The organism is Nocardia sp. NPDC060220, from assembly GCF_042727815.1.
GTDB lineage: Bacteria > Actinomycetota > Actinomycetes > Mycobacteriales > Mycobacteriaceae > Nocardia.
On record NZ_JBHWZY010000123.1, the window covers coordinates 1 to 11,503 of the forward strand.

Sequence of the window (11,503 nt, forward strand, 5' to 3'; positions counted from 1 at the left end):
GAGATCCTCGGGCGCCGCACCTTTCAGATTGCGATTCGCGATGCCTCGCGCACGCTTGGCGGCGTCCAATTCATCAGCGAGACGGGCCTTTTCCGGCTTGGTCGCCGCGATATCGGCAGCCTTCTGCCGGTCCGCCGTTTCGCTGACCGCCGCGTACAAAGGCAACCGCTCGGCAGCCACCCGGCGCACGAGTTCGTCGACGTACTCACCGTCGACCTTGGTGATGTAACCGTCGGCATCCCGGACTATGTCGCCGGTCAGCTCGCCGAGCAGGTGCGCCTTCGCGGCGGGCACATCGCTCGACCCCAGCTCTTCGCCGACGGCGGGCACCGGTTGGACCTTCGACATCGCGGGGGCCAGCTCAGGCGGATCGCTGTCCCGTGTATCCGGTGTATCGCTGGGCGGCAGGTCGTCGTCATCCATGAAATCGATGTCGTCGTCGCGCGAGTCATCGCCACGGTCGAGCGCATTCGGATCGGCGCCGAACGGCAACGGAACATCGGCGAGCACATTCACGCCGTCGCGCTGGAGCAGCAGCTCGGTGACGGTGATCGTTCCGTCGGCGGCAGTATGTACCAGCCGGTACTCGACCTGCAGGGTGCCGTCTTCCATCGCTTGCCGCAGGTCGGCGACGGCGTCGGTCAGCGCGCGGCCCTCGGCGCTGTCGGGGTCGATGCCCCGGGCCACCATCTGGTCGGGAGTCTCGTTGAGGATCTGCGCGAGATTGCGATCCATGTCCAAAGTGCGCCGCAGGTATTCCGGCGAACCCTGTTCCGCCTGCGCGATTTTGGAGCCGCCCAGGACCGAGCCGACGCCCTTGGCCTCCACGACGACCAGGGTCGGCGCCGAGTCCGCGTCGGCGCGCGGGACGTAGGCAGCGATGTCGACCACACCGGCGCCGTCGAATGCCCCTTCGAACGGCGTCAGCAGCACGGCCCGCGGGCGGGCGTCCGGATCGAGCGCGAAGTCGATTCCGGCTACCTCGCCGAGCGTCTTGGACACCTCGATCATCTCGCGACCGAGGTCGTTGTAGTCGGTGGCGGTGTCTTCCAGATCGCCGAGCAGCTCGAGTCTGGCGGTCCGTTCGTCCGGGCTCAGGGTGGCATCGGACCGGATTTCCTGGCGCAGATTCTGGATCGCTTCGGAAAGACGCTTGGGAGCGAGCTCTTTCGCCTCTTTGATCTCGAACTCGGCCATGAGCTTTTTGAGCTCGGTCCGAACGCCGTCACGTTCGGTTTGCAGTTCGAGGCGCCGCTCCGACGCGGCTTCCAGCTCGGCCGCCCGGTCCGGATCGCGCATCTCGTGCGAGTCCGAATCGCCCTTCATCGCGTCGTACAGGTAGTCGGCGCTACTCAGGTGGTCCTTGATGAACGAACCATCGGGACCGTACAACCCGAACTTCACATTGCGCTTGGTGTCCGCCGGGTCATCGACGTGATGCCAGGTCCCATCCGGATCCCGATAACTGTCTGTTCGATCCCCGGGCCGGTGCAACAGCCCATCTTCCCCACGGAACATCCCCGGCGGCACCGAATCATCGGACCCGCGATCCGGACCGGCGACATCATCGTCGTCGCCCATGAAGTCGGTCTCCGGATATTCGGGTGAGACCAAGCGGGGTTCGATGGGATTGCCGTCCCTGGCCGCCTGTTCGAGATCGGCGTGCCGCAGCGGGTCGACCCGGGGTGCCCCTTCGTCGATGATGTGGCCCGCGGTGCTCTCGGTGCCCTGCACCACCCGGGTGCAGTTGGCGCAGCAGGGCGCTTCGACGCCACGACTGGGGACGAACGGCGAGTTGAGAATGGAAGCCAGGCCGTCGAAATCGGTCGGCAGCTGGTCGTCCGGCCCACGCTGCTGGTTGAGCAGTTCCCGGTCGTGCAGCGCGGCGTTGGTGCCGCGCACTTCGGCGTGGCCCAGCGGGTTGTCCGTGTGCGGGAAATGGGCCGGGTCGCGCCCGTTGTGGTAAGCGTCGGTGGGGTCCTGGTAGCGGGCGACGTTGTCGTGCAGCGTCGGGTGCAGCTCGCTGGGGTGGATGCGCTGCTCGGAGGTGCCGTTGGCGGCCTCGTACACGCGACCGGTCAGGCGGTCGATGGTGATGGATGTGACGTGGCCACGCCGCTTGCCGGGCAGCCGCTCGGCTTCGGCCTTCTCCAAGCGCTTGGCGGGCGAATTGCCTGCCTCGGCTTCGGCCGCGTCGGCGGCCAGGAAGTTGTCGAGGGCGGTCTTGGCCGCCGCGGCCTGCTGCTTGGCGTCCGCGACGCCTGCTTCCGCGCGCTGCACCCCGTCCGCGGCGTCCTCCGCGGCGCGGTCGAGCGCGTCGGCGTCCGCGACGCCACGGTTGCGTGCGTCCGCGGCGGCCTCGACCGCGCGGGTGTGTGCTGCCCGGGCGTCCTTGAGGGCCATCGCGGCATCGCGCACCGCCCGGCCCTTGTCGGACTTCGCGGTTTCCAGCGCCTGCTGCTGGGCCTTGTGCTGCTCGTAGTCGGCGACCAGGGCCGCGTCCGGCGTGGACGCGTCGACGAACGCCTGGCCACGCTCCTCGCTGAGCCGGTGGGAGAACTCGTCGATCGGCTCCCCGCCGACATGGGTGATCCGGGGTGGGTCGCCCGCGGTCTGCACCATCGGGTCGTTCGGATCCAGCACGCCCAGCAGATGCGCGTCGACACCGGGCGTTCGGCTGAACGGTGCGTTGACGGTCCCGGGTTCGGGTTGGAGGAACGACATCGCGGTCGGGCGGGTCGGCGGGTCCTGGTCGCTCATGAAGTCGACGAGGTCGCGATCCAGTGGTGGGCCGTCGCCGTCGAGAGTGTCACGATCGCGAGGATCGGACGGATCGGAATCCGTTCTGGGCGAAGGTGTATCGCTCGGTGTCGTCGCGGACTCGGGGCTGAACGTGCGCCACTTGCCACCGCGATCGATCACCGGGTCCGAGCCCGGCTCGCGCCGCACACCGACGCGATCGGTCGGCGCGGTGACGTCGACGCCGAGCTGGTCGGCGATGTACTGCGCCCAGCCCTTGCTGTTGCCCGCGTGGCAGGAAAGCAGCCGGATCGGCGTTCCTGGAACGTAATTCGGGTTGCTGCGGATCGCGTCGACGATGTCGCGCGGGTGGACCGGGTCCCCGTTGCTCGGCGTCACCGAACCGTCGCGCCGCCCGTGCACGACCACGTCGTGGGAGCCGTCGTTGCGGACGTTCTCGCTCACCCGGTGCGTGCGGGCGTCCTCACCGATGGCCGTGCCGGTCGGATGGTGCACGACGCCTTGGCCATTGGGCAGCTGGGTGTCGTAGACGGGGCCGCTGTCGTTGTCGTCTGGCTGCGGTTGCCTGCGATCATCGCCGGAGTCGGCGCGGTCCCTCGGCGAGGCGGTGTCGTCGGCGCCCGGTCGCCCGGGACGACCTGTCTCCGGGCCCGGCCGGGCCGGGCTCGCGCCCGGATCCGCACCGACGATAGGCACCACCGGCGGAATATCGGCCAGCGGGTCGGACTCCGGCCGAACCTCGGAATCCCCGGCACGAGTCCGGTCGGCGATTGCCTCGGGCTCGCCCGCGCGGGTCGGCGGCGCTTCGCCCGGCGCGGCCTGCAACCCCTGCAGCGGCGTCTCTGCCACACCGGCGCCGCGCTGTTCACCGACACCCGCGCGACTCTCACCATCGGGTCGACTCGTCGCACCGGGATCTTCGGCGGTGCCCTGCGGGTCCGCCACCCTCGACTCATCGACAGTCGGGTTGTCGGTTCTGACTTCCGGTGCGCCGGAACGAATGTCGGATCCGGGCTGCACACCGTCGGTCAGCCCCGCGCGGACTTCCGGAGCGCCGGGGCGGGCCGCCGGCTGCGAACCCTGCGCGGGCGCCTGCTGGCCCGGCGTGGACTGCTGCGGCGTCGACTGCGTTGGCGCAGTGGGCGATTGAGCGGGGCTCGCGGCGGGCTGACCGGTCGTCGGCGTCGCGGCCTGATTGGTGACCGGCGCCTGACCGGTCGCGGCAGGCGAGGGCCCCGCCGTCGCCGCGGGCCCGGCACCTGTCATACCCGCGCCGACCGGCGCCCCGGCCTGCGTCGCGGTGTCCCGGTTGGTCGCCGGAGAATCGTTGACCTGCGTCACCGGCTGACCACTCGACTGCGCGTCGGTGCGCGTGCCCTCGCCGACGCTCGCGCCGTCGGCCTGGTCGGCCTCGCCCGCCCGGGACTTGTCCTGCCCGGAATCCGACTGTGCCGCAGGGCTTTCCCCTTCGGCACGGCCGCTGCCGTCCTGACGACCGCCGTCGCCCGCCTGCGATTCACCGCCCTGCACCTCGGGCTTGGAATCCTGTCGCCCAGCGCCCGCGCCGCCCTCTGCCGAGGACTGTCCGTCGTCGCCGGACTGCTGATTCGCCCGTCCCTCTTCGGAATTCGTCGGCCCTTGGGCTTCGCCTTCGGGCGACTGCGTGCTACCGGCGGGGCGCATCGACTGGCCGTCGTCACCCGCGCCGGCCCGCGACTCACCCGAGCCCTGGTCGCCCATGGTGTCGTCGCCCGCACCCGCGCGCACGCCGTCGTCACCACCGGCACCGGTCGCCTCGTCGTCGGCTCCGGCCCGGTTCTCGCCCTCGCCGCCGGGACGGTTGGACGACCCGTCGCCGCCCGCACCGTCGTTCTGCCCGAACGTTCCGAGGTCGTGGCCGGGCATGGCATCGCGAACCTGCGAGCTGAAGCTGGGGCGCTCGAACAACCCGGGCTTCATCGCCGACCACGCGGAATTCGCCCCGGCCTTGTTCAGCCCCGAAAGCCCGCCGTTGGTGGCACCCGCACTCCACATGAGCGGGTCGGACGCCGCGGTCTTCAGGTTGTTCCAGGCCTGATCCCACCCCTGGGTCATGCCCTCGTACCCGAATTGGCCGAGCATGCCGCCGCCCGCGCCGACCAGGCCGGCACCGGTGCCGGTGATCGCACCCTTGAGCCAGGGCGACATCCCGTCGCCGAGCCGCTTGCCGAGGAAGTGGCCGAACGGCCCGGCCGCCAGACCACCGGCGGCGGAGGAGACCGCGGCCGCCTTGACCTGGTTCCAGTCGACCTCCTTGCGGTGGCCCTGATCCACCTGCCACTGCTGGACGCCGAGTTCCTGCAGGGTGCCCAGCGCCGTGTCGATCGCGACGTGCTGGCCGATGAACTTCAGGACCCGGGTGATCACGGCCTTCGCGCCGTGTCGCAGGATCGCGGCCAGCACGCGCCCGAAGATTCCCCGCGCCACCACGCGGGTCACGCCGATCGCGGCGGCCTCCACCGCGGGCGCTGTCGGCGGAAAGATCCACGCCGCAGCGATTTCCAGCGCCAGCAAGCCCAGCGAGGACAGGAACATGATCTTGGTGTATTCGATCTCGGTGCCGGTCTGATACACCGAGTCGCCGAGGATGTCGAACAGTTCGCCCAGCTTGGTCACCGACTGGTCGCCGCGGGCCATCCCCTCGAAGGCCTTGAGCATGTCCTCGACGCCGTCGCCCTGCGGATATGCCTTGAACGCAGCATCTTTGGCGGCGTCGACGTCGTCTACCAGGCCACGAAGACCATCTGCGGCCGTGCGCCAGTCCTCGGCCATGGCCCACATCTCGTCTTCATTGCCCTCCGGCCACTCCATGCCGGCAAGAATCGAGAGCCAATGCAGCCCAGATGGGAGATCTATCATGGAGCGCTACGTCACCAACTCGAGTCCGTGAACGTCGCCATCGCCCCTCATCCCTCAATAGTGATGCCCGGTCGAGCACACCACAACTCGTTCGCCTGCGCAACAGAGTGACAGCTACCGACGAATCCGTGGTGACGACAGAATGAACGCCAGGCAGCCGGAACGAACCCCGTGCGGGCGACTTGACGACCAGCCGGTGCGGGCGAAGGATCGGGGTCGGGGCACGCCGAAGCGCTGGCACGACGGGGCGCCCCGAGCCGACGAGCACGCCGAGCCGGACACAGACTCCATGATATCGAGAACGGGACGCACGCAATGGAATTGAAGCCGGTGGCCATGTACCGCGAGATGTACGAGCGCGGGCACGACGAGCTGCCCTCGGTCTTCGACGCGCCCACCGGTACCGTCGAGGGCGACCGCGACCGGATTCTGAACTACATGCGCAAGGTTCGCGCGATCTTCGACGTCATGGGCGAATCCCCCGACCTGTTCATCAGAGACGCCGACATCGAGGGCGGCCCCTCCCTGTACTCCGACGGCGTCTGGATCTGGCGCGAGGACTCGCTGAAGTACCTCGCCGAGCAGGCCCTCGTCCTGCCCACCGAGTTCGTAGAGCACGTCCGCGCCCAGGACTACGTCCCCCAGAACTTCGACACCCGCGACCCCGATTTCGACGCGGCGTTCCTGTCCTATTTCTGAGAAGCGAACGAGCGGGAAGGAACGTCGCGTGTCGCTGTTCATCGACATCAATGACCCCGAACTGACCACGGTGGATGGACGGGTCTACTACCGCAGCGAACCATTCACCGGTGAAACAGTCGAATACCTGCCCGACTTCACCGAAATCGACAACACTTCCTACGAGAACGGCTACCGCGAACAAAGCTGCACCGCCTGGTATCCGGACGGAACACGGCGGCACTCAGGCTGGTACAGGCGCGGATTCAAGTACGACGACTGGCGCTACTGGTCCCCCGACGGCACGCTCATCCAAGAAGACAGCTACGACACGAGCGGCTATCTCCAACACCGTAAACGCTGGGACTCCGCCGGAGTTCTCGTCGAAGACTTCGACGCCGCAGCCCTTGCCAAACCCCTTCTCCCGAGCGCCGTCAACCACAAAGACCCCGGACTCGTCTACGACAAGAACCACGACGGCCTCAACACCTACCACGGCCGACCATTCACCGGCCAAGCCGTCGGATACGGCTACAACTACGCGGACGGGCCCATAGTAGAAATCGAATGGCACCTCGACGGCTACCGCGACGGGCCTGAATTCGCCTGGCACTGGGACGGCGCACGCGACCACGCCTGGGTCAACCACCGGGGAAACCCCATCGGTCTCCAAATCACCTGGAACCAGGACGGCACACCACAACACCGCGAAATCGCCGACGACTCCGGAAAGACTCTCCGCCAACAGCGCCGAGACGACAACGGCGAGCTCACCGCCTACCCCGCCGAGACACACCCCGACCTGGCTCACGACGATCCCACGCTCACAGCCGCCGAATCCGGTGCCCTCCAGCACAACGGTCGCCCCTTCACCGGACGAGTCCACGCCCCCACATACATCCAGGACTATCGCGACGGCTATCCCGACGGCCTCTATACCGAATCAGTCAGGGGGAAGGTCAGCCACGAAGGTGTCAACAGCCCCACCGGCCCCATCGGATCCTGGTACCGGTACCGCCCCGACGGCCGGATCAGCGAAGAACACCACTACGACAGACACCACCGGCTGTTACTCCGACGTCAATGGGATGAGGATGGCGCACTCGCGGCTCCCATGACCGGCCTCGCGCTCCAAGACAACAGGAAGGCAAGCGAATGACCACATGGCGAACGATGCCATCCGCCGACGCCGCCGATCTCTCCGGCAGACTGGCCGCCCTCGACTGGTCATGGAACATCGACGATGCCCCCTCGATTGTCGAACAATTCGGCTGGCAGACCATCTCCAGCCGACCGCGCCGAATCATGCTCGACACCGGATTCGGCCCCGACAGCGGGACCATCCAAGCCAAAAGTGGCGATGTAACCCGCATCGAGCTGCAGCTCACCGACTACGCCGAGGCGAGCGAAAAGCCCGCAGTGAAAACAGCTTTCGCCGACTACGCGCAGGCGATCAGCGAGCGCCTCGGTGAACCGACCGCACAGGTCACAGCACCGACCCCGCAAATTCGATGGGCAGGCGCCGAAACGACCGTCGTCCTCATCCTCTCCGCCGCGTCGATCTGGCTGAACCTGGTCACCAATACCCGCCTCGCCGCAGACGACCGCAACCTCCAACTCGACAACCAGGGCCTACTGTGACCGACTGGGAAGAATTCGCCCGTGGGTTGGCAAACGAGCTCGCCGCCGCCCCCGACACCACCGTTCTGGTGATCGGCGAAGCGGCACCATCCGGTTCGCGCCGCTTCGCACAATTTCGCAAGACGAGCGAATCGGTCCTGGCCGAACTCCCCGGCAACGCTTGGCTCGACCCGGCATCCCGCCCCGACGACGCAGGCTGGCGAGCTATCACCCGGGCCGGCTGGCGCCAACCCGACCAGGACCACTGCGACAACTGGTGGGCCGAATTCCCCTGGCCGGTCGACACCGACGCCTACCGTCGGCTCGCCGCGATCACCGTCACCGGACTCCGCGACGGCTTCGGCATCGACTCCCCGCTGACGCTGGGCTACCAGGGCTGGGTCGAGCGTGCCGGAAACAGCAGCCTGCATCTGCCCGGCCTCGGTATCCCGGACGCGAGTTGACCGACTGCGCAGCTACGTCAAGCCGTCGCGGTTGCCCTTTTCCATCTTGTCGATGTAGTCGGCGCTTTCGGTCTGGCCGTCGGCGAACTCGCCCATGGACTTCGCCATCGTCTTGACGTTGTCGCTGGTGTTGGTCCACGACGAGTCGTAACCGTCGTTGCCGCCGGGGCCGTCGTTGAAGCTCTGACCGAGTTTGTCATTGCCCCAGACGTTTCCGCGGCCGTTGAGCGAGCTGTTCAGCGTATTGATGATGCCGGTGAGTTGCGTGCTGACGTTGCGCGATTTTCCGGCCGCGGTCCGGAAATCGTCGGCGTCGTACTCGAAGGTGCCCATCGCCCTCATCCCTCCACGAGTGGTGGCTCTGAGCACACCACAACTCTTTCGCGTGCGCAACAGCCTCGCACGACGGAACGAACCCGAGATGAAAGCGCTGTGAACGGTGGGTACCTCGCGGCCCCTATGCGCTTGCTTCCCAATGTGATTCCACGCGCGACATCATGCGCTGGATGGAGGTGTTGACCTTCTCGGTCAGGTCCGATCGCGACATCGGGGTGGCGATGGGATTCTCGCTGGGGAGTTCGATGACATAGCGCCCGTCGTCGGGAAGATCACGCCACACCAGGATGTCGCGATGCATCCCCCGCGAGCCGAACATGGACTGATTCTGCAGGATATTGATGGTTCCGGTGCGGTCGGCGGAACGGCTGAAGAACTCGGTGCTGCGCTCGACGATCGAGGTGTCGGCTTCCTCGAAGAACATCGAGGATCGCTGCCCGTACTCGTCGCCGGCGCCGGCGCTCGCGTCGGTGACGAGCGGGATCATCCCGCCCGTGCCCGCACCGGTGGCCGGCATCAGGTCGACGATGGCGTCGGCCAGGCCGTGGGGACCGATGTCGACCACCGTGTAACCACCACTGTGCGTGGGGGTTTCACCGGGGAGCTGGTAGACCAGGTACCCGTTGGCGCCGGCTCGTGCGGCCCTGGCCTTGAGCCACTGGCCGGCGTCGTCTCGCGCACGATCGTTCCAACCACGCAGCCGCACATACACTTCCGGCCGCTCCAGCACGTCGAAGACCGAGCGAAGCGTCGGATCGACCGTGTGTTGCAGACGCTGCCAGACCTGGTACTTCTCTTCCTCGTAGTCCTCGTGCAGGCGAGTCCTGGTCTGGAAGGTGAGCGGACGCGGCAGATCGGTGCCGACGAATCGCTGCCACAGCACCCGGAATTCGATGTCGGTGAGCTCCCACTTCCGCGTCACGCCTGCGCCTCCGGCCGTGCGTGCGCGAGCGAACCGGCGGCGCCGACTTCCACGGATTCGACCGGTGCTTCCACAACCTGCGCGGGGGCTTCGGTCGCCATCGACTCGGCGAGCAAGCCGGTGAGCGGGGTGACGACCTCGCCCAGACCCGAGAGGTTGGAGAAGTCGGGCAGCGAGGCGCGCGGGAATGCTTCGCCCGCAGCCGTTTCGGCGCTCTCCTCCGGCACTCCCGCCCCGTCGACGGTCGTCGTCACGGTGTCGATGCCGAGCAACTCCGCCAGCGGCGAGAGGGCGGGGTTGTCCGCGATCAGCTGGTTGAGCTCGGGCGACTGTGACAGCAGTTCGGTCAGGTCGGGGAACTGCCCGAACAGGTTGCCCAGCTGGGTGAAATCGGGCAGGCCCGAGGTGGCGCCGGTACCGCTGGTGTCGGCGGACACCTGCTGCAACGCGGTGGCCAGCGAGGGCAGCGCCTGGGTGAGTGAGGAGACCGCGGACGTCACCGCCGACATCACCGAGGACAGGATGCTGGACATGTCGCCCGATCCCGACCCACTCGACCCCGCCGACGACCCGGTGGATCCAGTTGATCCGATGGAACCCGCCGTCTGACCGTTCGCGCTCTGCTGCGAACCGTTGGTGCCGTTCTGCTGCAGCTCCGCGGCCGCCTGCTGGGCAGCTTGCTGCGCCGCTTGCTGGGCAGCCACCGCGGCCGGCGACGTCGCCTGCTGTTGGCTCCCACCCCCGGAATTACCACTGCCACCGGAATTTCCGCTACCACCGGAGTTGTTGTTACCACCGGCATTATTATTGCCGTTGTTATTACTGTTGCCGTTATTATTATTATTATTGTTGTTGTTATTATTGTTGTTATTGTTCTCCGGCGGCTTCACCGGCCCCTTCGGCGCCGCGGGCTCCGCGGCCGAAGGGAAGAGCTTCTCGGTCTGCCCGACACCGTCGACGTAGTGGCGCTTGTACCGATCGCGGTTCTCCTGCAGATCGTCGTCACACTTGTCTTCTTTGTCGATCGGCATACACACCTTGGTCGCGTACAACCAGTTCGCGGTGTACTCGAGGTTCTGCTGCATCATCGTGAAGGAGTCGCTCGCGGTCATCGCCGACTTGCCGAACGTGGAGATCGCGGCGAACGCGGCGTCACCGCCCTGGCTCTCCCACCGGTCGCGGGTGATCTCACCGAGCTTCTGCTCGAGGTTGTAGGCGGCGCCGTGCACGGCATGGGCCATCGCCTCCCAGATCGGAGCGTCGTTGGCCACCTCCTGCCAGGACAGCCGCTGACCGAGGTCGTACATATCACGCCAGGACATGTTGTCCGCGGCGCGGACGGGTATCCGCACACCGACCGATTCCGCCGTCGCGGTGCCCGCGTGCTTGGGCACGTTCGCGGTCTCGATGTCGTAGTTGTGCTTCTCCATCTTGATTTCCATGCCGGTGCCCTGCCGCACCTTGACATCGACTTCCCAGTGGGCCGGCGTGTAACCACCGGCCTGGGAGACCTCGCCCTTCATATCCTTGGCACCCGGCGAGGAGTTCACATTCTTCAGATCGCCCTTGAGCGCGGCGATGTTGTCGCCGGAGCCCTTGTCGGTGTCGGTGTACGACTCACCCGCGGCCTTGAACATGGAGACCAGATCCTCGAGCGAGTCGATATAGCGCCCGAGCAGGTCCTTGGCCTGGGTGGCCTCGGAGATGAACTTGGTCCGCAGCGGCGGACCCGCGTCGACTTGGCTGCCGCCCAGCTTGGACTCGTCGTAGTTGTTGAGGTCGTGGTCGCGGAACAGGTTCTGGCAACCCTTGAACACCTCGATCG

7 protein-coding genes and 1 pseudogene are annotated in these 11,503 nt (G+C 67.1%); 4 read left to right on the top strand and 4 right to left on the bottom strand.

Going from position 1 to position 11,503, the window contains the following annotated elements; translation table 11 throughout:
- A pseudogene (locus tag ACFWF3_RS09075) lies at positions 1-5,610 on the bottom strand (hypothetical protein); the annotation flags it as partial.
- A 363-nt stretch (positions 5,611-5,973) separates the two neighbouring features.
- Between ACFWF3_RS09075 and ACFWF3_RS09080 the strand changes: the two are divergent.
- From ACFWF3_RS09080 to ACFWF3_RS09095, 4 genes are read left to right on the top strand one after another with little or no spacing between them, the layout of a single operon-like run.
- Entirely contained in the window at positions 5,974-6,357 is a 384-nt protein-coding gene (locus tag ACFWF3_RS09080) for a hypothetical protein (protein WP_379313163.1), read from the top strand.
- A 28-nt stretch (positions 6,358-6,385) separates the two neighbouring features.
- Positions 6,386-7,495 (top strand): toxin-antitoxin system YwqK family antitoxin, encoded by a 1,110-nt coding sequence (locus ACFWF3_RS09085; protein ID WP_379313165.1) that lies wholly within the window; start codon positions 6,386-6,388, stop codon positions 7,493-7,495.
- Entirely contained in the window at positions 7,492-7,977 is a 486-nt protein-coding gene (locus ACFWF3_RS09090) for a DUF6301 family protein (RefSeq protein WP_379313166.1), read from the top strand. Before ACFWF3_RS09085 ends, ACFWF3_RS09090 begins: the two co-directional genes overlap by 4 nt.
- Positions 7,974-8,420, top strand: coding sequence for a hypothetical protein (locus ACFWF3_RS09095; protein ID WP_379313167.1), 447 nt, complete (start codon positions 7,974-7,976; stop codon positions 8,418-8,420). The genes ACFWF3_RS09090 and ACFWF3_RS09095 overlap by 4 nt, the downstream gene beginning before the upstream one ends.
- A 12-nt stretch (positions 8,421-8,432) precedes the next feature.
- On the opposite strand, the gene ACFWF3_RS09100 is transcribed toward ACFWF3_RS09095, so the two are convergent.
- The 3 genes from ACFWF3_RS09100 to ACFWF3_RS09110 form a co-directional block, all read right to left on the bottom strand.
- Complete coding sequence (locus ACFWF3_RS09100) at positions 8,433-8,753, bottom strand: WXG100 family type VII secretion target (RefSeq protein WP_301904962.1); 321 nt, start codon at positions 8,751-8,753, stop codon at positions 8,433-8,435.
- A gap of 124 nt (positions 8,754-8,877) precedes the next feature.
- On the bottom strand, positions 8,878-9,678 hold the full coding sequence (locus tag ACFWF3_RS09105) for an ESX secretion-associated protein EspG (RefSeq protein ID WP_379313169.1): 801 nt from the start codon (positions 9,676-9,678) through the stop codon (positions 8,878-8,880).
- Positions 9,675-11,503 (bottom strand): hypothetical protein (locus ACFWF3_RS09110; protein ID WP_379313170.1); only part of this gene is annotated, 1,829 nt, incomplete at its 5' end. The genes ACFWF3_RS09105 and ACFWF3_RS09110, both read right to left, overlap by 4 nt.

What these genes read in the sequence shown, in the direction of transcription:
- ACFWF3_RS09080 (WP_379313163.1), top strand. Translation starts at nt 5,974, where the DNA reads ATGGAATTGAAGCCGGTGGCCATGTACCGCGAGATGTACGAGCGCGGG.
- ACFWF3_RS09090 (WP_379313166.1), top strand. Translation starts at nt 7,492, where the DNA reads ATGACCACATGGCGAACGATGCCATCCGCCGACGCCGCCGATCTCTCC.
- ACFWF3_RS09100 (WP_301904962.1), bottom strand. Translation starts at nt 8,753, where the DNA reads ATGGGCACCTTCGAGTACGACGCCGACGATTTCCGGACCGCGGCCGGA.